General features: G+C 48.2%; 21 protein-coding genes. 10 read left to right on the top strand and 11 right to left on the bottom strand.

The features are described from left to right. Window positions 1-2: 2 nt before the first annotated feature. Window positions 3-932, bottom strand: a complete 930-nt coding sequence (locus tag ACFI32_RS03705) for a branched-chain amino acid transaminase (protein WP_462625157.1) — start codon at window positions 930-932, stop codon at window positions 3-5. A gap of 323 nt (window positions 933-1,255) precedes the next feature. Next, entirely contained in the window at window positions 1,256-4,111 is a 2,856-nt protein-coding gene (glnE, locus tag ACFI32_RS03710; protein ID WP_462625158.1) for a bifunctional [glutamate--ammonia ligase]-adenylyl-L-tyrosine phosphorylase/[glutamate--ammonia-ligase] adenylyltransferase, read from the bottom strand. 493 nt (window positions 4,112-4,604) lie between these two features. On the opposite strand from glnE, the gene tusD reads away from it, so the two are divergent. From tusD to ACFI32_RS03730, 4 genes are all read left to right on the top strand, one after another. Beyond that, the gene (gene tusD, locus ACFI32_RS03715) at window positions 4,605-5,009 is read left to right on the top strand and encodes a sulfurtransferase complex subunit TusD (RefSeq protein WP_462625159.1); all 405 of its coding nucleotides are present in this window, start codon (window positions 4,605-4,607) and stop codon (window positions 5,007-5,009) included. A gap of 34 nt (window positions 5,010-5,043) precedes the next feature. After that, on the top strand, window positions 5,044-5,367 hold the full coding sequence (locus ACFI32_RS03720; protein ID WP_462625160.1) for a hypothetical protein: 324 nt from the start codon (window positions 5,044-5,046) through the stop codon (window positions 5,365-5,367). Window positions 5,368-5,441: 74 nt separating this feature from the next. After that, window positions 5,442-5,771 (top strand): hypothetical protein, encoded by a 330-nt coding sequence (locus ACFI32_RS03725; protein ID WP_462625161.1) that lies wholly within the window; start codon window positions 5,442-5,444, stop codon window positions 5,769-5,771. Then, window positions 5,768-6,106, top strand: a complete 339-nt coding sequence (locus ACFI32_RS03730) for a TusE/DsrC/DsvC family sulfur relay protein (protein ID WP_462625162.1) — start codon at window positions 5,768-5,770, stop codon at window positions 6,104-6,106. The genes ACFI32_RS03725 and ACFI32_RS03730 overlap by 4 nt, the downstream gene beginning before the upstream one ends. Window positions 6,107-6,226: 120 nt before the next feature. On the opposite strand, the gene ACFI32_RS03735 is transcribed toward ACFI32_RS03730, so the two are convergent. Continuing rightward, window positions 6,227-6,778, bottom strand: coding sequence for a tRNA (cytidine(34)-2'-O)-methyltransferase (locus ACFI32_RS03735; RefSeq protein WP_462625163.1), 552 nt, complete (start codon window positions 6,776-6,778; stop codon window positions 6,227-6,229). Window positions 6,779-7,227: 449 nt separating this feature from the next. Here ACFI32_RS03735 and ACFI32_RS03740 point away from each other — a divergent pair, with 449 nt between their 5' ends. After that, window positions 7,228-7,368 carry an entericidin A/B family lipoprotein gene (locus tag ACFI32_RS03740; RefSeq protein WP_201503617.1) on the top strand — a complete coding sequence of 47 codons (141 nt, stop codon included), beginning with the start codon at window positions 7,228-7,230 and terminating at the stop codon, window positions 7,366-7,368. Window positions 7,369-7,478: 110 nt separating this feature from the next. Here the strand turns inward: ACFI32_RS03740 and hemW are convergent, their stop codons facing one another. Continuing rightward, window positions 7,479-8,771, bottom strand: a complete 1,293-nt coding sequence (hemW, locus tag ACFI32_RS03745) for a radical SAM family heme chaperone HemW (protein WP_462625164.1) — start codon at window positions 8,769-8,771, stop codon at window positions 7,479-7,481. Window positions 8,772-8,989: 218 nt separating this feature from the next. On the opposite strand from hemW, the gene ACFI32_RS03750 reads away from it, so the two are divergent. The 4 genes from ACFI32_RS03750 (at window position 8,990) to accC (ending at window position 13,409) form a co-directional block, all read left to right on the top strand. Further along, window positions 8,990-9,475 (top strand): EVE domain-containing protein, encoded by a 486-nt coding sequence (locus tag ACFI32_RS03750; RefSeq protein WP_462625165.1) that lies wholly within the window; start codon window positions 8,990-8,992, stop codon window positions 9,473-9,475. Between the two features lie 341 nt (window positions 9,476-9,816). Next, complete coding sequence (locus tag ACFI32_RS03755) at window positions 9,817-11,184, top strand: MATE family efflux transporter (protein WP_462625166.1); 1,368 nt, start codon at window positions 9,817-9,819, stop codon at window positions 11,182-11,184. Between the two features lie 319 nt (window positions 11,185-11,503). Further along, complete coding sequence (gene accB, locus ACFI32_RS03760) at window positions 11,504-11,935, top strand: acetyl-CoA carboxylase biotin carboxyl carrier protein (RefSeq protein ID WP_462625167.1); 432 nt, start codon at window positions 11,504-11,506, stop codon at window positions 11,933-11,935. 112 nt (window positions 11,936-12,047) lie between these two features. Further along, window positions 12,048-13,409: an acetyl-CoA carboxylase biotin carboxylase subunit gene (gene accC / locus ACFI32_RS03765; RefSeq protein ID WP_462625168.1), complete on the top strand. Its 1,362-nt coding sequence runs from the start codon at window positions 12,048-12,050 to the stop codon at window positions 13,407-13,409. 89 nt (window positions 13,410-13,498) lie between these two features. On the opposite strand, the gene ACFI32_RS03770 is transcribed toward accC, so the two are convergent. From ACFI32_RS03770 to leuA, 4 genes are all read right to left on the bottom strand, one after another. Further along, window positions 13,499-14,026 carry an IS630 family transposase gene (locus tag ACFI32_RS03770; RefSeq protein ID WP_462625308.1) on the bottom strand — a complete coding sequence of 176 codons (528 nt, stop codon included), beginning with the start codon at window positions 14,024-14,026 and terminating at the stop codon, window positions 13,499-13,501. A 16-nt stretch (window positions 14,027-14,042) separates the two neighbouring features. Further along, on the bottom strand, window positions 14,043-14,345 hold the full coding sequence (locus tag ACFI32_RS03775) for an IS630 transposase-related protein (protein WP_462625169.1): 303 nt from the start codon (window positions 14,343-14,345) through the stop codon (window positions 14,043-14,045). 111 nt (window positions 14,346-14,456) lie between these two features. Continuing rightward, window positions 14,457-15,056, bottom strand: a complete 600-nt coding sequence (locus tag ACFI32_RS03780; RefSeq protein WP_462625170.1) for a hypothetical protein — start codon at window positions 15,054-15,056, stop codon at window positions 14,457-14,459. Window positions 15,057-15,335: 279 nt separating this feature from the next. Further along, the gene (gene leuA, locus ACFI32_RS03785) at window positions 15,336-17,102 is read right to left on the bottom strand and encodes a 2-isopropylmalate synthase (RefSeq protein ID WP_462625171.1); all 1,767 of its coding nucleotides are present in this window, start codon (window positions 17,100-17,102) and stop codon (window positions 15,336-15,338) included. Window positions 17,103-17,302: 200 nt separating this feature from the next. On the opposite strand from leuA, the gene ACFI32_RS03790 reads away from it, so the two are divergent. Beyond that, on the top strand, window positions 17,303-17,800 hold the full coding sequence (locus ACFI32_RS03790; protein WP_462625172.1) for an Lrp/AsnC family transcriptional regulator: 498 nt from the start codon (window positions 17,303-17,305) through the stop codon (window positions 17,798-17,800). A gap of 68 nt (window positions 17,801-17,868) precedes the next feature. On the opposite strand, the gene ACFI32_RS03795 is transcribed toward ACFI32_RS03790, so the two are convergent. The 3 genes from ACFI32_RS03795 to prmC form a co-directional block, all read right to left on the bottom strand. After that, complete coding sequence (locus ACFI32_RS03795; RefSeq protein ID WP_462625173.1) at window positions 17,869-19,209, bottom strand: ABC1 kinase family protein; 1,341 nt, start codon at window positions 19,207-19,209, stop codon at window positions 17,869-17,871. A 158-nt stretch (window positions 19,210-19,367) separates the two neighbouring features. Next, window positions 19,368-20,153 (bottom strand): HesA/MoeB/ThiF family protein, encoded by a 786-nt coding sequence (locus tag ACFI32_RS03800; protein WP_462625174.1) that lies wholly within the window; start codon window positions 20,151-20,153, stop codon window positions 19,368-19,370. A 102-nt stretch (window positions 20,154-20,255) separates the two neighbouring features. Next, window positions 20,256-21,170, bottom strand: coding sequence for a peptide chain release factor N(5)-glutamine methyltransferase (gene prmC / locus ACFI32_RS03805; RefSeq protein ID WP_462625175.1), 915 nt, complete (start codon window positions 21,168-21,170; stop codon window positions 20,256-20,258). Window positions 21,171-21,177: the final 7 nt, after the last annotated feature.

Here is a 21,177-nt window from a genome sequence, read left to right on the forward strand (position 1 = left end):
GATCAGTCGATAAAACTTAACCAATCCATGTATTTTTCATTGCGGCCATGAACCACGTCAAAGTACAAGGTTTGTAGTTTTTCGGTCAGCTCACCACGGCCACCGTTACCGATCGTGCGATCGTCATATTCTCGGATAGGCGTGACTTCAGCAGCCGTACCTGTCATAAAGATTTCATCCGCTAGGTAGAATTCATCACGAGTGATGCGGCGCTCAACCACTTTGATGCCCAAATCTTCAGCAAACTGGATGATGGTACGACGAGTGATGCCGTCAAGCGCTCCGCCCGCTAAGTCTGGTGTATGTAGCACACCATCTTTTACCAAGAACAAGTTTTCGCCTGACCCTTGGCAAACATAGCCTTGCGGGTCCATCAAGATGGCCTCGTCATAGCCGTTACGAGTCACTTCTTGGTTGGCCATGATCGATACTGGATAGTTGCTTGAGGCTTTGGCCTTACACATGGTGACGTTTGGCAAGTGATGGGTATACGATGAGGTTTTGACGCGGATACCATTTTGGATGCCCTCTTCGCCCAAATACGCACCCCAGTGCCACGCGGCAACCATCGCATTGATGCTGTTGTCACGTGATGATAGACCCAGTTTTTCTGCCCCAACCCAGATGAGCGGACGGATATAGGCTTCAGCAAGATTGTTTTGCTTTACCACGTCTTTTTGTGCTTGTTCGAGTGCAGCTGCATCAAAAGGCACATCCATCTGAAAAATACGTGCTGAACCGAGCAAGCGGTCGGTATGGTCTTTTAAGCGAAAAATCGCGGTACGGTTGTCAGCGGTTTGATACGCGCGCACCCCTTCAAATACGGCCATACCATAGTGCAAGCTGTGGGTGAGTACGTGGACGTTGGCGTCAGGCTGTTCGATCATCGTGCCGTTCATCCAAAGCTTGCCGTCTTGTGTTGCCATGTTCATTGCTAAATCCTTATGCTAGCCCTATTGTCTAACTTTTTTTGTTGGGTGAGTGGTTGGTGTCATTACTTACGAATAAAAAAACATCGTCATCTTGTATCGTTGACACAGTAAGCGGGTCAACGATGTTTGACGGCAAAATAAAGTATTCGTTACGGCTCAGGCCATCAGCATTGATGCTGATAAGTGCTGTCTTATTATCATCATATCAGTCGCAAACCTAAGCCGTAGCAAACGATTATAGCACCAGCGCTGCTGACAAATAAAACCTTTTGCCATATCGGCTCATGCGTGGCAGGGTCGCGCTGGTCTTTAAACCATACGCCCTACTCGATATTTTCAGACGGTACGCCCATCAAGTGCTGCCACTGCGCTTGTACCAGCGCCCGTGTCTGTGTCCATAATTCTTCATCAACCAACAAAGACTGCTTGGCTAAAGCCAACTGGTGCGTGGCAGCGCGAATACGCAAATAAGCGTCCGTCAAGTCATGACAGACCTGCCTCTCCCAGATACCAAGGCCTGCTACCTCTGCAAAAATACGCACGTTATCACTCCATTTGGTCAAGCTTGGATGCTCGTTCGAATACGCCAATACTACAAATTGAGCCAAAAACTCGATATCAATGATGCCACCCGCGTCTTGCTTCAGATGAAACTTGCCTGCTTCCTGCTCCCACTGACTACTGCCCAGATGCTTTTGCATTTTGATACGCATGGTAGTCACATCCATCCGCACCTGATCTAAGGTACGCGGCAGCGACAACACATTGCGGCGAATATCGCAAAACTGCTTGGTCACGCGTCGATCACCGCAAATGGCGCGGGCGCGGACTAAGGCTTGATGCTCCCATGGCCACGCTTTATCCCGCTGATACAGCTCAAATGCATGGCAAGACACCACCATCATGCCTGCATTCCCTGAGGGGCGCAAACGCATGTCAATCTCATAGGCGCGGCCATCACGGGTTTGGGTGTTGAGGTAGGTCATCAGTTTTTGTGCCAAACGCGCGGCAAACTTCATCCCACTGACCGACTTTTCACCCGTGGTCATGCCCTGCTCTTTAATTTTGTGCAAAAACACCAAGTCCAAGTCAGAGGCATAAGACAGCTCAAGGCCACCAAGTTTGCCATAACCAATGATGGCAAAACCGCATTTGGCTTCCGTGACAGGATCGCCATCATCGCCGATTGGATAGCCATAACGCCTGACCATTTCAGCAAACGCACGCTCAAGCGCGGCTTCTAATACCACTGCGGCGATATAGGTCAAAGAGTCGGACACTTTCATGATGGGGCGCTCAGCGAGCACATCACTTGCGGCCACTGCCAAGACTTGATTCTTTTTGAACAGTCGCAGCACACTGAGCATCTCTTCTTCGTCTTCAGGCTCAACACGTAGCAGCTGCTGGCGCAAAATATCGTGCAGCTCAAGCTTGTCCGGCAAGTGGCGATAGCGCTGCTGTAAAAAGGTATCGAGCAGTACCGGATACTGCGCCAGCTCACTGGCGATCCACGGACTGGCTGAGAGCATAGGGATCAGCTCAACCGTCGCGTTGGGGTTTTCTGCAATCATCACCAGATAAATGGAGCGGCGACAAATGGCTTCCAGCAGTGCAATCAAGCGCGGTAAGGTAGTATTGGCCAGTTGCTGGTGCTCTTGATGCGCCAGTAGCGCATGCACAATAACCGGATAAGCATCATCCAGACGGGTTCTGGCCTCGTCGCTTAAGTTGGCCACCATTTTGGACTGCCAAAAGGTTTGCAATTGGTCGCGGCTTTTTTCATTGAGCACCGTATCTAGCTGCGCTATTTGCTCGTCAAGATTGGCAGGAACGGTAGCGGTATCTTCTTGAGCAGGCATCTGGCGCTCAGTCACCATTCGCTCAAAGGGGATATTGACATTGTTGCGATGTTGATTGAGCGTGGTCACTAGTGCTGACCAGTCAGTAAAGCCAAGTGTTTTTGCTAAGTTATGCTGCCAGTGCTCATCATGCGGCAAGCGCTGAGTCTGCTGATCGTTAATCGCTTGAATGGCATGCTCTAAGCGACGTAAAAATCGGTACGCGGCTTGCAGCTGGTCATAAGTCTTGTCCTCTAAATAATCCAGTTTTGCTAAGATACGCATCGCTTTTAGGCAAGACTTGACCTGCAAGTCAGAATGGCGGCCGCCATAAATCAGCTGAAATGCCTGCACGATAAACTCAATATCACGAATACCGCCAGCGCCCAGCTTGATATTGTCCAAGTCCTCGCGCTGTGCCACTTGATTTTGAATCAGTGATTTCATCTCGCGCAGTGCTGAAAAAGCGCTGTAATCCACATAGTAACGAAACACAAAAGGCTTAATCAAACCTTGCAGCGCTTCATAAAATGGCTCGGATACTTGTCCAACCACTCGCGCTTTTAACCACGCAAAGCGCTCCCACGCCCGTCCGTGATTGGCAAAGTATTTTTGTAGCGCCGATAAATGAATGGCCAAGTCGCTACCATCACCCCACGGGCGCAAACGCATGTCTACCCGAAACACAAAGCCGTCGGCCGTGCTGTTATCCAATAGCTTGATGATGCCTTGACCCAGCCGCGTCATAAAGCGCTTATTGTCGATACTACGCGTGCCTGCGGCTTTACTGCCATCCGTTTCACCTTGTGCTTGATGCACAAAGATCAGATCAATATCACTAGATAGGTTCAGCTCATGCGCACCAAGCTTACCCATTGCCATGATCGCCATATCATCAATCTGGCGATTGCCAGCAGCATCGATAAACGTGGGCTTGCCATACTGCGTGACTAACTGCTCATAAGTGTAATTTTTGGCAAATAAAATACAGCCAGCAGCAAACTCAGACAGCTCATCAGTCAACTGCTCAAGGGCTATCACGCCCAGCGCGTCTTGCCAAATCCAGCGCATCATCAGCAGCATACGCAAATGGCGCAGACCTTTCATGACATTGGCCTCATCGGCCAGTTGATAGTTATCATCTAAGGTATAATCTTGGATCAAGTCATCAATTTGTTGGCGAGTTAAAGTGCTCTCTAGCGGGTAGCTGCGCAAAAATGTCTGACACGACGCGGTTCTGCTCTCCCAGATCTGATAAGCAAACTCACTGGCAGTCTGTAACACATCAAGCTGCGCCGCCGTTGGCTGGTAGCTGTTGGGACTGGGTGTGGCAGAGGACATAATAACAAAAACTCCTTGTAGTATGGATATATCAGACTACCTGAACCTGACTGGTTTTTTTGGTATTCTTTGTACGAGTCGGTCATGATAAATAACGACCCCAGCCCTAATATAAGCGGGCTACGAGAGGATCGGTTGCCATTATCAGACGTATTGCCCGATAATGGACGCTTTATGGTAGCATGAAAAACTCTAGCACAAACCAGCATTGTCTGGCATGCGCGGACGAGAATATTTTTGACACTTTTGTAAGGCAATATGACCACTAACGCCGACATGGTTTGTCAAAAGGCCAATCATATCAGTCAGATTGCCCACCCACTTGTCATGTTTGTCCCATATCTATGCTTGTGATACTTGCGTCCCGATGGATTTTTGCCATAATAGCGACCAGCCTCTACAAGCAAACATAAGACCTTTTGCCAGCTTATACTTGCCAGCCGTTACCTGATACTGCTTGTTTACATTCATCCACCACTTGCGATACACCACTATGACCACCGCTGCCCCGCTTTTATTGATTACCAAAGACCCAAGCCACCCTCTGGCACAGTTGGCGCTGCGTTATGCTCGTGCAGCGCTCAAAGAGACAGACAACGCAAACGCGCAACCCTTGTCGGTCTTTTTTTATGCAGATGCAGCACATACTGCCAATCGCTTGCGCTGGCAGTCCGCCGATCAGTTGGACGTTACCAAAGCGTGGCAGACATTGGCCGCCGACCACCAGCTGACGTTGTCTGTTTGTGTCAGTACGGCACTTAGCCGCGGCGTTAGCGACACTGACAATAGCACGCGGCACGGCCTAAGTGGCGACAACGTAGCCACTGGCTTTGAGCTGGTGGGGCTGAGCGAGCTTGCCTTGATGATGCAAGAGGGTCGCCGTGTATTACAGTTTTAGCGCAGACTCAACGACAGATTGCTAAGGATATATTATGAAGTTACTCATTCAGCTGCGCACGCCCACTGAAATGGCCAGTTATGAAGGCTGCGCCCTCGCTTTGACACTGGCCACCTTTGGTCATGACGTGCAGTTGTCTTTGGATGCCAGCGTTTTTGGTCTATTGATGCAGCCAGCATCACGCTTACACGGTATGATTCAATCGCTCGACTTGTACGATATTCCGCCTGCATGGCTGCCTGATGATGTATTTAGTGGCTGGGCGCTGGGAATGCTGCCGCAAGATGTGAGCGCGCAGTTAACCATGATTCCAGAGCAGATTAATGCAACTGAATTTGCGCAAATCTTGACCTTTTAAACGCACAACTTCTATATTTTTGACACCAATCATGCCTGATTATTTTTATCTTATACCAGCAACTGGATCCCATTATGGCAACGTTATACCAATTGCACAGCAGCGTAGATTTACTCGATCGCAGTATCGCAACCCTCGCCGTGACATGGCGCGCAGGTGACAGTATCATATTGCTCGGTGAGAGCGTCGCCTATATTTCTTGGCTTAATGCCCATTTGGGTGAACACGACATACAGGGTATACAAGCCATTTACGCCCTAGAAGGCGATGTGGCGCAGCTGAGCGAACCTACCCGCGCGCAGCTTAACTTAAGTGCCAAATTAAGCGCGGTACTCAGTGATGCAGCATGGGTGCAGCTCACTCAAGAAGCACAATTTGATAACGTGGTGACGATTGCCTTATGACTTTACCTGACCATACCACCTCACATATTGCGTTAGATGACGATGGTCATTTATGCGACCACCGTATTTGGACGCCTGCTCTAGCGCAGCAGCTGGCGGATACACTTGAGGTGACGCTCAGCGCAGAGCACTTACAAATTTTGCAGCAAGTACGCGCGTTTTTTGACAAATTCAATCACGCGCCTGCCACGCGGCCTCTGATCAAATGGCTACAAAAAACCCTACCCGAACAAGACATCAGCAACCAAAAATTGCAGCAACTGTTTAACACAGGATTGGTCGCGCGCCATGTCAACCGCTTGGCAGGTCTGCCCAAGCCGCCCAACTGTCTATAAATTAGCCGCATTCAGCCGTGCGCATTTTTTAAAAATATGCGCGACGGCGTTTGCATCATCTGGCGCGCTTTTGTAATAAGCATTGATGATTTGATAAAGCGATTTGATAAAATAGTGGGCTTATTCTTTTGTATCATAGACGGCCAAGGTTTCATAACCAACGCTGCGACCTTCATCACCGCCAAAACCTTGCTGACGCCAAACCTCATACAGACAAATTGCCACGCTGTTGGACAAGTTTAGGCTGCGCGAGTCTGGTAGCATGGGCAGTCTTAGCCAATGATCCATGCCAATATCTTCTCGAATCTCATCCGCCAGTCCTGCTGTCTCTGAACCAAAGACCAGCGCCACATGCCCCATCTCATCCGCTTGGCGGTCTGTTTTGGCAAAAGTATACTCATAAAAAGGCGTGCTCAGCTTGGTGGTCAACGCCGTAATCACCTGACAGCCTGCCGCCTGTAGCGCTGCTTTGGCCGCTGCCCAATCTGCATGTACTTGCAAATGCGCGTATTCATGATAATCCAAACCTGCACGGCGCAATTTTTTATCATCAAGCGTAAAACCAAGCGGCTGCACAAGATGCAGCTGCGCGCCAGTATTGGCACACAAACGAATGATATTGCCTGTGTTGCTGGGCATTTTTGGTGAGACAAGCACGATGTGAATGGTCATGGCAGTTCCGTAATGGTATTAAAAAAAGGGTTAGCGGTGATGTAGCGGTGATTGCGTGATAATATCGCCATCACAGATTTACAATGTATCAATATTGGCGCATTTGATCAGATGCTTACCAATATGTAGTGTCTACAATGTCTTTGATAGTATTCTATTTTTTTTCAGCAGCTCACAGCCTTGTGAAGGTTATGGTCTATCGTTGTCATTATAAGTTACAGTTTATTATCAGTACTTACATTTTGATACTGTGAACGGATTTTATCTTTCACTATGATGACTGTAATGGATAGCAAGGCAACATCAGCATATCAAGACTGCACGTATAGTGACCGATGGTTATGTTTATTTTGCAATTTTATCCTACATACAATCAATAACGCTTTGATACAGCATGTGCTGTGGTTATTGCTTTTTGCACACATCTACCAACTCTTGAGGACACTATTATGAAAAAATTAATCATCGCATCTATGGCTGCTATGTTCGTATTGACTGGTTGCAACACGTTTAAAGGTCTTGGCCAAGACGTATCAAGCGCTGGTAATGCCGTTACTGGTAGTGCACAAGAAGTTCAAAACAAAATCTAAATCTCATTTAGAGACTGTTTTTGCACTCGATTGATATTAGTACTTAATTGATAAAAGGCTTACGGTTTGGTAAGCCTTTTTTTATGTCTGAGTATCTCTATTTTTTAATGTTATAAAAACTCACGCAATATGTGGTTCAAATAGCGCTGACCCAATGCAGTGGCTTGTAGTCGCTCGCTACTGTCTACGAGCAGGCCTTGCTGCACCAAACGGCGTACTTCTGCTGCAATATGCTCATAAGCCAGCCCTGTGCGCGCGCTAAACAGCGACCATGTCACTCCTTCATGTAGCCGTAGCACGTTGAGCATAAACTCACTGACCAACTCATCTTCTGCGATGGGTTGCCAGTTGACCATTTTGGGGGCGACAATTGGATGAGTCTTTACCGTTTCAGATGGTGCGCCCAGATAATCTTTGGGCAACCGAGATTTGCTAAAGCGGTAAATACCTGCAGATAAATTCTCCTCTGCCGTCGTCGCCTTGACTAAAGCGGTGTCTAATACCGCATTCTCAGTAATGCTGACCTTACCATGTGCGCCTGCACCAATCGCCAAATAATCACCGAACTGCCAGTAGTTCACATTGTGCCGACACGCGCGATCCGACGCGCCTGCCCATGCTGACACTTCATAATTGTCATACCCCAAACGCTGTAGCAGCGCCTGCCCTGCCTGTTCAATGTCGGCCAGATTGTCCTCATCTGGCAACAGCGGCTGACTGCGATAAAATACCGTGTTTGGCTCAATGGTCAGCTGATACCAAGAGATATGCGTGGCACCTGTATCATGCGCCAGCTGAATATCTTGCAGCGCCTCAGCGGTCGTTTGCTGCGGTAAACCATGCATCAGATCCACATTGACGCGCGTAAAGCCTGCCGCGCGCGCCGAACGAATGGCATCCAGCGCCTGCGTGCGATCGTGAATGCGGCCAAGGGTCGTAAGCTTATCGGTGGCAAAGCTTTGTACCCCTATCGACAAGCGGTTGATACCCACAGCCAGATACTCTGCAAAAGGCGCGTGCTCAAGCGTACCAGGGTTGGCCTCCATGGTGATCTCAATGTCTGCCATAAAATCAAAACAGGCGCGCAGACCTGCAAACAGGCGCTGATACTGTGCAATCGGCAACAGCGATGGCGTGCCGCCACCAATAAATATCGAGCCAACTTGGCGTCCTTGTGCCAGTGACTGCTGCAACTGCGCATCCTGCAAGAGGGCATCAACATACGCATCATACATGGACACCGACATATCAGCGCTCAGCTCATGCGAGTTAAAATCACAATAAGGGCATTTTTTAACGCACCACGGGATATGAATATAAAGCGCCAGAGGAATACTGGCCACATCAAGGTTTGCGGTCGGTGAGCTTTCGGTTAAAGGCGTGGTATCGGGTATCGGCATCATATTGACTTATCGGTAATAGGCTGCAGCAAACAGCGAAATGGCTGCTAGAATAACGACTCAGGTGGCAAAAGAAAAGCGCGGATATAGCAAGTATACGACGACTGGCGGCTCATACCGTCATAACAAAATCGATAACAAACACCCCTGTTCACGTGCCTATATACTCGGCACACTGTCTATCTTATGATAATAATCACCCCAGAACAGGACTATATTTTATGGCATATTGGCTGATGAAGTCGAACCCGCGTTTTTTTAGCATTCATGATTTGCAGCGGCTGGGGGTTGATGCGTGGGACGGCGTACGCAATTACCGCGCGCGCAATTTTATGCGTGATGACATGCAGGTCGGCGATCAGGTCTTATTTTACCACTCAAGCGCCAAACCATCTGGGGTGGCTGGTATCATGACGGTGACGCGGGCAGGTTATCCTGACCCGTCGCAGTTTCACCCTGAGCACCGCCATTATGACCCCATCGCGACTGAGGATGAGCCGCGCTGGTATATGGTCGATTTGACCTTTGAGATGGCCTTTACTGATGTTTTGCCATTATCGGCATTGAAATTTATGCCCGCGCTTGAGGACTCACTGCTGCTAAAAAAAGGCTGCGAGCAGTTGACCGTGATCCCGCTTGAGCCAAAACATTGGTACGCTATTATGGATATGGCTGAGCAACAGGGACTGTTACCAGAAACTAAATGAAATCATGATATATCATAAAACAACTAGCGGCATAGCCGGTTAAACGCTGCCAGTACCCTAAGCATGTGTGATGCCCAGTCATCATAACGTGTTGACTTTATTTGTTGCCCTCTTTACCATCATAGCCAGCCAAAACCCGTCCATTCACGCGCTGAATGGACGGGTTATTTTTATTTTGGCGTCTGGTTTTTGGCGCGTCTTATCATACATGCGATAGCACGCTGCCTTGATGAGTGCTGCACCCAATCGACGCTTTTTTTTGACTGTTTCGCTACAGCGTTGTTGATGACCATGGATGTGTATCGGCAATAACCTATGTGAATAATGACAAGTTGCTAACTATGGTTTCCCCGTTATCTTTTTTAGAGTTCAAAAAATACAGTACGCGCCTAGGTATACTGGTGCTGCCCATCTTAATTACCCAATGTTGCCAAGCAGCGTTAGGGGTTGTCGATGCCATCATGGCAGGACGCGTCTCAGCGCTGGATTTGGCCGCCGTATCGATTGGCTCTGGTATTTGGCTACCACTGTTTTTATTGGCAACTGGTATTTTGATTGCCACCACGCCGCTGATTGGTGAAGCCGTCGGACAAAACAACCATCACCACGTCCCGCACATCACCCAGCAGTCGTTATGGACTGCTGGGGTGATTGGCTTATTGGGCTTTGTGATTGTCAATCTAATGCCAAGTGTGCTGGGCTTGATGGGCGTGCCTGAAAACATTCAGCCAAAAGCCGCCCAATACCTGCACGGGGTGTCCTTTGGTTTTCCTGCCCTTGCTGTCTATGCGGTGCTGCGCAGTTATTGCGAGGCGCTGGGTCGGCCTGAGCCAGTAACTATCATCAGCATTGCAGGCTTGGTTGCCGACATTCCGCTCAACTACATTTTTATCAACGGTTTATACGGTATGCCTGAGCTTGGCGGCGCTGGGTGCGGCGTGGCTACTGCGCTGGTATTGTGGATCAATGTACTGTTGCTGGCCAACTATACCACTTTTTCCAAACGCCATCAATTTGCCAGCACCCGCTTTTTTTATAGCTTTACACGCCCTAACCGTGAGCAAATCACCAAGCTGCTCAAACTCGGTATTCCTATTGGTGTGGCGATTTTTTTTGAAGCCAGTTTATTCAGCTTGGCTTCCTTGGTTATCAGTCCGCTTGGCGAGCTGGCGGTGGCTTCACATCAAGTGGCGCTGGCTGTCACCTCGCAGCTGTTTATGATCCCGATGTCGGTTGCCATGGCATTGACCATTATGGTATCTAATCGCTTTGGTGAAAAAAACTTCGCCATCCTGCAACAAGTGCAGCGGACAGGACTGATCTGGACGGTTCTGATTGCCGTGGTTTGTATGCTTGGTGTGTGGTTGTTTAGACCGCAGCTGGCAGCGGCTTTTACGGATAACGTAGCCGTACAGGCGCAAGCCATGCACCTACTGATTTTCGCCTTAGCCTATCAGCTGTTTGATGGCTGGCAGGTCAATGTCGCGGGCATTTTACGCGGTATGCAAGATACGGCCGTGCCTATGTGGCTGACGCTGTTTTGTTATTGGTTGGTGGCACTGCCGCTGGGTATTTATTTGGTTCGTTTTACAGATGTTGGCGCGCAAGGATTTTGGATGGCCTTGGTCACAGGGTTATTTTTGGCTTCAATTTTACTCACGCTGCGCCTGCGCTATCAGCAAAAGCGCCTCAAAGCGCAGTGGGCTTAAGCCACAAAATCCGCAGTGGCTCGCCGTAATGATGATGAATAATGGCAAGCAGTGCTAGCGCTGGACGGATACATCGACTATCATAATTACCAGTAGCGACGATAGCTTAAACGAACTGGTATCACCATTTATAAAGCAGACCAAACTGGCAACGTTACGTGATTTGCTGGTTTGAGTCGATAATATGTAAAAAATTCCAGTTAACAACTGTACATTGATTGCTCATTACGCCGAATATAGGTATCATGAGCAACCAATCAAACTATATTTTGTTACACTATTTTTTTCTTCAATTTTAGCATAAGGCTTCATTACAACTATGGATATTGAAAAAATACGCACCCTAATCGCCCTCATGGAAGAAAGTGAACTGGTCAATCTAGAAATCAGTTCAGATGATGAGCACATCAGCTTGACGCGCCATTATGACGCCCCTGCAGCCCAAATGGTTGCCGCGCCTGCAGCAAGCGCTGCGCCTGCACCAGCTGGTGAGCCAAAAGCCGCTGCTAAAGCCGGTAATGTTGAGAACTCACCAATGGTTGGCGTGTTTTATTCAGCGCCTAGCCCTAATGATCCGCCATTTGTCAAAGTCGGCCAAAAAGTACAAGCTGGTGACACTTTGGGTATCATCGAAGCGATGAAAATCATGAACCCACTTGAAGCCACTCAAAGCGGTATCATCGACGAAATTCTAGTGGACAACTCTGAAGTGGTACAGTTTGGTCAGCCAGTCGTACGCTACAAAGCTTAACGATCTGCCCCTACTTTTATGGGTCATATCCTCAGGTCACTTTGTTGTGTCAATCACATAGCATGACCTGAGCGGTGTGACCGCTTAATGCCGCTTTGATAAGGATGATTCCATGATAAAAAAACTGCTCATCGCCAATCGAGGTGAGATTGCCTTGCGTATCGTTCGCGCCTGCAAGCAGCTCGGTATCGAGACTGTAGGCGTATACTCTACCGCTGATGAAAACCTAATGCACTTGCGCTTTGTTGATGAAGCCATTTGTATTGGCAAGCCCAATGCCAACCAAAGCTATCTGGATATCAATACCATTTTGACAGCGGCGGAAATCACAGGAGCGGATGCCATCCACCCTGGTTATGGCTTTTTGTCTGAAAACGCCGAATTTGCCGAACGTGTCGAAGAAGCTGGCTTAACCTTCGTCGGCCCTAATGCCGATCATATCCGCCTCATGGGTAACAAGGTCTCTGCCATTAACGCTATGAAAAAAGCAGGCGTACCGACCGTACCAGGTTCTGTTGGCGCAGTCACCCTGCATAACGCGGAAGAACAAGCACGTAATATTGGCTTTCCACTGCTGATTAAAGCGGCATCTGGTGGCGGTGGCCGTGGTATGCGTGTGGTTGAGCGCTTTGATGAGCTGGTCGGCCAAGTACAAGCTGCCAAGCAAGAAGCAGAGCTTTGGTTTGGTGATGACACCATTTATATGGAACGTTACCTACAAAACCCACGCCACGTCGAAATCCAAGTGATCGGCGACGGTAACGGTAATGCCATTCACTTATACGACCGTGATTGCTCATTGCAGCGCCGTCACCAAAAAGTACTCGAAGAAGCCCCTGCTCCTGATATCCCTGACGACGTGCGTGAACCGATTCTCAAAGCTTGTGTGAAGGCTTGTGAACTGGTCAAATACCGCGGCGCGGGTACGTTTGAGTTCTTATTTGAAAATGACGAATTTTTCTTTATCGAAATGAATACCCGTGTTCAGGTCGAGCACCCGATTACCGAAATGGTTACTGGTGTTGATGTGGTGGTTGAGCAGCTCAAAGTGGCTGCTGGTTATGGCTTGTCGTATCGCCAAAGCGAGATCCAAGTCCAAGGTCATGCGATTGAATGTCGTATTAATGCTGAAGACGCCGCTACTTTTGTGCCGTCACCCGGTACAGTGACCCAGCTGTTTGTTCCTGCAGGTGCGGGTGTACGCTTTGACTCTCATTTGTATCCCAACTATGAGATTCCAACCTACTATGATTCACTCATTGGCAAGCTGATTTGTCATGCACAGACGCGCCAGCAAGCGGTTGCCAAAACCTTGCAAGCACTTGATGAGCTAGTGATTGAGGGCATTAATACCAACATTCCATTGCACCGCGATGTGATCTTGTCTGATGACAACTTTGTGCGTGAAGCGCAAAATATTCATTATCTTGAAAAAGAACTGCTGATCAAACATAAAGCAAAAACTGCGTCTTAAGTCGCTGCTGTTTTATCATAAGACACAAAAAAAGGCCGCTACCGATTAGATAAGGTAGCGGCTTTTTGATATCTGCTCACTTAATATAGTCAAGGCAAAGTAAAACAATCACAGATCCAAAGAAAATAAAAGAACAGCGTATCGATACAATCTATTTGCCAATCCTTACGTTTTCTTTTCACCCAAGCCCACATCTGCTCGATAGGATTTAGATCTGGACTATATGGAGGCAGCCATAAAATAGTATGTCCTGCCTCGTCAAGAAGTACTTTGGTATCAAGCCGTTTGTGGCAGGTGGCATTGTCCATGACAATAACACTATTCTTGGGTAGCTCAGATACTAACAGTTGTGTCACCCAACTGTGAAAGAGATTGCTATCGATGCTACAGTCATACAGCCCGACCGCGAATAGCTGATTATTATGAATGGCACCAATGGCATTGGTCTGATTTTTTAACTGCCAATTATATTCACCAAAGCACTTTTGACCTCTGTAGCAATAGCCGTGAGGTCTATTGTCATAAGACTTAAAGCCACTCTCATCTAGGTAGATGATGGGTCTATCTTGGTCTTCAAATTGATGCAATTGCTCAAGGAATACGCGCCTTAATTCGATATCTGCTTTTGGATGATTAAGTGTCTTTTTTTTGAGAAATACCCAGTCTCTTTAAGGCCATACCAATGCCTCTTGGACTACAACTAAGCCTGATAGCACGCTCATGATGATAGCTGTCAGGATAGGTAGCCACATCTTCTATAAGTTTTTGGCTGTCAATTTTGAAGGGACGAAAAACACGTTGCTTGCGCTTAGGGTTTTTCTTCCAACGTTGTATAGTCGCTGGACTAAGTTGATATTCTGCTGCAAGTTCTCGAAAGCTATCACCTGCCTCAAGCTTGCTTAGTATCATTTGTCTGTAATCTTCTGAGTATGCCATTTGATTAGTGTACTTGTTCTATTTTGCTTTTACTATAGTATTGGGGCGTATCCTTGATTCAAACGTTGATGACTCAATAGGAAAACACCCTAGGTTTAACTCAAACAAACGTTAAGGCAAGATGCGGTGAAAGCTCATAAAGCACTGCTGTCCTTCAGGATCGGCGCACCACTGCATATTGGTATCATCATACTTAAGATAAGCGATCATGGTCTCATCGCTTTGGTCAACTTGGTTGCCTGAGCAGTCCACTTCATTGTTGTCATAGATGGTCTTAATGACGATAAGCGGCAAGCCTTCATCGCGATGAGTCACCAAGTAGCGGCCATAAGTCCATTCTTTTCCGCTCACAGAACGCATCTCATTATCCGCTTTAAAGTTATATATCTCACGGCACTGCATCATGGGCTTGCTGCCATTGGCGTTGCTCTGCACCGCTGCAGGTATATTACTACCAGCACTGCGGGTAATGCGGCGAGCGCTGTTATCAACAATACCGCCATCCGTTGGTACTGACTCACTGCCCAACTCGCTACTGTTCGGTTGCGCGGTCGCCGCTTGGTGGGCATCGCTCAGGTCTATCTCCCACTGTCCTGCAATCGCAGGACTGATATGGGTGCTGATTACCGCTTGACTGGTCTGCTCATCGGGAGCAGGTAGCGTGGATAAAACAGATGCTAGCGTAAACGATGCAAGTGAAAGCGGTTCCATAGGTGCCCTTTATCTTAATATTTATAGGTAATATGTTTGTTAGCGTAAGTCTTGAGCCTGATAAACACAAGTAATATTATGCTATTCGTCAGATCAGACGCGCTACTTTTAATATATAAAATAAACTAAAGTCAGCCATTATAATTAGATTGTTGCGATATCCCAAATATAATTGGCACCATTTGATACAAAATGTCGTGTTTAGCACAATAAAAAGCCATGCTTTGGAAATTGTTCCAAAGCATGGCTGACAGCGGGTATAAAAAACTACGGATCAGTTTATGCAGCGGCAGATGAGGTTGCTTGGGCAAAGGCTGATAAGGCGCCTTTTAGCATTGCTGATACGGTGCTGCTACAGGTGCCGATGCCTGAATACACATCGCCATCAACATTCAGCTGAATGTAGGCCGCTGCGTTGGCATTGGTCTTGTTTTCGCGGCTGGTGTCATCGTCAATGCCATCAGCGCTGTTGTGCTGCGGGTTGACCGCATGCTCAGCATAATTGATGATATGTAGTGATTTGCCCGTATGCTGCGCCAAGCCATCAATAAACGAAGACAATGGGCCATTACCTGTACCTGCGATGGTGATGTCTTCACCATTCATCTGTACTTGGCCATTAAAGTATACCTCGCCGCCTTTGTTGTTGACACTATAGTCAAGCAATTCAAAACGATCTTGCTGTAAGTAAGTGTCTTCAAAGGTTTGCAAGATTTCATCGTTCTGAAGCTCGCGTGCCACTGATTCGGCTTGGTTTTGTACCACACGGCTAAAGTCAATCTGCATCCAGCGCGGCAAATTGAAGCCATAATTACGCTGTAAGATGTACGCAACCCCGCCTTTACCTGACTGGCTGTTAATACGTACCACGTCCTGATAGCTACGGCCAATATGCACAGGATCAATCGGCAAGTAAGCCACGTCCCACACATCGTCGGTTTCTTTGTGCTTTTCGTTATAGTCGAGTGACTTTTTGATCGCGTCTTGATGCGAGCCACTAAAGGCGGTAAAGACCAACTCACCCACATAAGGATGGCGCGGATGTATTGGCAGATTGTTGCATTCGCTGACCACCTGTACGATCTCGCTCATGTTGCTAAAATCAAGCTCAGGATCAATGCCTTGGCTAAACAAGTTCATCGCCATCACCATGATGTCCATGTTACCCGTACGCTCACCATTACCAAGGAGCGTTCCTTCGATACGATCGGCACCAGCCAGCAAGCCAAGCTCAGCGGCCGCAATAGCACAGCCACGGTCATTGTGCGTATGCAAGCTGACAATCACATGCTCCCGCTTAGCAAGATGACGGCAAAAGTATTCAACCTGATCGGCAAAGATATTGGGCATTGACGCTTCAACGGTTGCAGGCAAGTTGATAATCACGCCTTGGCCGTTCTGTGGTTGCCACACCTCGCAGACCGCATCACACACCTCTACCGCGTATTCTGTCTCGGTTTGGCTAAAGCTCTCTGGCGAGTATTGAAATATCCACTCCGTTTCAGGATATTGCGCGGCATACTTTTTAAGCAGCTCAGCTCCCGTGATGGCAATGGCCTTGATCTCGGCCAAATCTTTGCCATATACCTTGTCACGCTGTACGCGACTGGTCGAGTTGTAGACGTGAACAACGGCGCGTTTGGCTCCTTTTAACGATTCGAAGGTACGGGCGATTAAGTGCTCACGTGCCTGTACCAGTACTTGCAAGGTCACATCGTCAGGTACATGGTTTTCTTCGATCAGCTTACGCGTAAAATCAAATTCAACCTGAGCGGCTGATGGAAAACCAATTTCAATTTCTTTAAAGCCCACATCAACCAAGGTTTCAAAAAAGCGCATTTTTTGTTCAATGGTCATCGGATCGATCAGTGCTTGGTTGCCGTCGCGCAGGTCAACACTGGCCCAGATCGGTGCTTGCACAACCATCTTGCTCGGCCACGTGCGGTCTGATAGCAGCGGCGCAAACGCAAATGGGCGATACTTACGAAAATCAAAAGCAGCATTTTTAGGGGCAACTTTCGCCGTGCGGGCGCTATGGTCAGACATAATCAATCCTTACAGGAAGTGGGTGAACGTATTCATCATAAGGCAATAGCCGTATGGTGAGTAACAAAAGTTTGTATCATTATAATAACAAAGATAAAGTAGAGAAATTCTACTTTATCTCATCTATTTTTGATTAAAATGAGTGGTAAACACTACAATATTGACTATAATTGGTGAAAGTCACCAATTATGAGTTTAAAATGCCCAATAGCCAAAATAAAGAGGCCACATTGACCACAGCGTTTGACATTGATGTCACCGACAAACAGTTGCTGCGTTTGTTGCAGACGCAAGCACGCATGAGCATCACTGAGCTTGCCGAACGTGTCAACCTGTCTGCCACCCCCTGCGCGAGGCGAGTCAAGCGGCTTGAAGACGTAGGAATCGTCACAGGGTATCACACCCAGACTGACGCGCAAAAATTGGGCTATTCACTGGCGATATTTATCGCTATCAGTATGGATCGGCACACCGCCGAACGCTTTGAGCAGTTTGAACAAAAGATACAGAGTTTTGATGAGGTGATCAGCTGTAGTATCGTCACTGGACGCTCTGAAGACTATCTCATCAAAGTTCGCGTCCGTGACATGGCACATTATGAAGAATTTTTATTGCACAGGCTCAATCGCATTGAGGGTGTGGCACAAGTCCATACCAGCTTTGAGCTGCGAGAGGTTTTCAGTCGTAGCGCGATTTGATCACATCATGCCTAGGGCGCGTCGAAACCAGATAGCCCCATCAAAGCCATCCATTTAAAAAGTATCAGCTATGACACCAGTTTAGACGCTGCGCCCTTACTGTGTCCCAACATCTGAACCCGCTTATCACTAAACATATCCATGTCTGGTGCTAGTGTACGCATAAAGCGATCAAAGTATAATAACTGCTTGGTTAGCAGCGCAAAGTCACGCGGAAAGTGAATACCATGACGCTTGCCGACATCGACAATCTCTAACATCATCTGATTGAGCTCATCCGCCTGCTCTTTGCTGTTAAACGGAACCCCACTGGTAAAGGCGCGATCTTCCGCCATAATCGATTGCATCATGCGCTGCAAATCCGCTGCCAGCGCATCAGCATCCACTTGATGACGACCGTGGGTCATTTCCATATCAATCATGTGCTGCGCCATCGCCTGATAGTCATTGTCTTGCAGTGACTGCATCATCCCCAAACAGGCGCGCCAGCTTTCTGCTTTGAGCTGACCAACAATACCAAAGTCCAAAAAGCCAATACGACCATCGGTCAGTAGCATCAAGTTACCTGCATGCAAGTCGGCATGGAAGCTATTGCACAGCATGAGGCTGGCAAACCACGTATTCAGCGTGTCTGTCATCACTTGCGCAGGGTCAGTGCAATACTGACGCATCGCACGCTCATCGATCATTGAAACGCCATGCAAGCGGCTCATGGTCAGTACTCGCTTGGTCGTCAGCGCATCATACACCTTGGGCGCGACCACCCGCGTGTTGCCAGACATTGCCAAAAACTGCTGAAAATCACGAATATTTTGCGCCTCAGCAATAAAATCGGTTTCAGCAAGCATACGCAGTCTGATCTCATCGATAATCGGTGCGATACTGGCAAACTTCATCGAGGGCATCAGCACCTCTAACAACTTAGTGACGCCATGAAGCACGCCCAAATCGGTCTGCATGATAGTTTCAACCTCTGGCTTTTGTACCTTGAGTACCACCTCATCCCCATTATGCAGACGAGCAGCATGTACTTGCGCGATAGAAGCTGACGCCAAAGGTTTGGTGTCGATATCTGCAAACAGATCAAGGAGCGTTTGCCCATCAACAGCCAGTTCTTGCTCTAAGACGCGCTCAATATAGCTGTAAGGCAGTGGTGTGGTCTGATCGAGGCAGCCTTGAAAAGCTTCAACGTATTCACGCGGAAACAATGACGGCGTACTGGCAATAAACTGACCGATTTTGATGTAAGTCGTACCCAACTGCTCAAAGGTGTCCTTGAGCAATCGGGCATCTGGTTTTTCACCTTTAGCAACACGCAGTGCCGACAGCCCAGCGATGCTGGCAGTCTGGCGCACACGGTTTACCACATTAAAGGTATGCTTTAACAAATGAGGTCGATGCATTTTCATAAAAAACAACTGTTATCAATAAGAAGAAAGGGGCGCAGCGCGTGATGGCTACATGAGCTGGCAAAGTATTTATATCAACGCCTGCACTAAAAATAAGCATACAAATTGAGCGCACTTTTCATGTTGTATGCTTATTTATTCAGTACTGACTATAGATATTACGTGCCACACACGGGGCACTTCGCATCTCTACGGTAACCCATCAAACGCTGCAGCATACGGCTACCGTCCCACAATAGTAGCTTACCTGTCAGTGGATTTTTGGTTAAACCGAGATACTGCAAAGCGGCATTGGCCTGCAAACTGCCCATCACGGCAGTGGTGCTCGCCAGCACGCCTGAATTGGCACAGGTGCGTGCATCGTCCTCTGCACTGTCACTACCTCTATCACTGGGCGCGCCAAACACGCAGTGATAACAGCCCGTTTGCAACTGCGGTTCAAACAGGGCCAATTGCCCCTGCATACCGATCGCTGAAGCGGACAATAGCGGTATCTGATGGCGCACACTGATACGGTTGATGATATCGCGGGTGGCAAAATTGTCGGTACAATCCAGCAGCAGATCAGGTTTGGCGGCTGCCAGCTCCAGCAACTGACTGGCGTTATCCTGCGTCAACCGTGCAACCGTCCCTTGTGCATTTATCAGTGGGTTAATCTGCGTCAACCGATCTGCCGCACACAGGGCTTTGGGCTTGCCAATATCATCAGGGACAAACAGCGTCTGGCGCTGCAAGTTACTACCCTCAATCAGATCATCATCTATCAGATGTATCTGTCCAACCCCCGCGCGTGCCAGTGTTTCAGATGCAGGGCAGCCCAAACCGCCTGACCCAACAATCACTACCCGCGCCGACTTTAGACGCAGCTGTGCATCCATATCCCAGCCATCAAGCAAAATTTGGCGCGCATAGCGCAGCAGCTCATCATCTATCAGTTGTGTCATGTTTCTCACCACAGCTTACGCTTGTCTATTATTTATCTTCCGCACCCATCACTCATTAGTGCTGAATTTTGTGCTTATTAACGGCTGTCTGTTAACACGTTATCACGCATATTCACCCAACGTCACGCGATCACGACCACCAAAATCCTGTAGCACTCGCACTGACTGAAAGCCGCGCGCCTCAAACAGCTGACGTACCTGCTCGCCTTGATCAAAACCATGCTCTATCGCCAATAAGCCGCCGCGTTTAAGATACTGCGGGGCTTGTTGCACGATATGCTCAATATCAGCCAAACCATGATTGGGTGCACTAAGCGCACTGATCGGCTCTGCTTTTAATTGCATCAAATGCGCATCCGCTTCGTCAATATACGGTGGGTTTGACACGATCACCTCAAACGTTGCAGTATCATCTTCTGCTAAAGCCTCGTACCAGCTGCTGTGCTGCCACTCGATATTGTGAATGTGATTGGCAATACCATTATGCCGTGCTACCTCTAACGCCTGAGTAGACATATCAACCGCAACCACTTGCCAATCATTTGCTGGCTTATTAGTCGCCGATCTTGCCAATTCGTGCGCCAGGCTGATCGCAATACAGCCTGATCCTGTGCCCAGATCCAGCAAGCGTTTTACTTGAGCCTCACTCTTGGCTACTGGCTGCGCGTTAATCCATGCCAATACTTGCTCGATCAGAACCTCAGTATCAGGTCTGGGTATCAAAGTATGCTCATTGACCTTAAAGCTAAGCGACCAAAATTCTTGCCGTCCAGTCAGATATGCCAGCGGTGTACCTGCTTGCATCTTTGTCACGCCTGCCATAAATCGTGCATATTCGGCATCGGTCAGTTGATAATCATCATCCGTGATCAAAAACAGCGCGGGCTTGTCCAACACCTCAAGCAACCAATCAGTAATCCAAAATAGCGGTAATACAGATGTGTTGGTATCCCCTACGGTGATGGTAGCCAGCTGCGTGCGTTGTTGTTTGATGTGATGAATGGTGGGTGTGGTCATAGCATCG

It is taken from the genome of Psychrobacter sp. PSi21 (genome assembly GCF_054960615.1).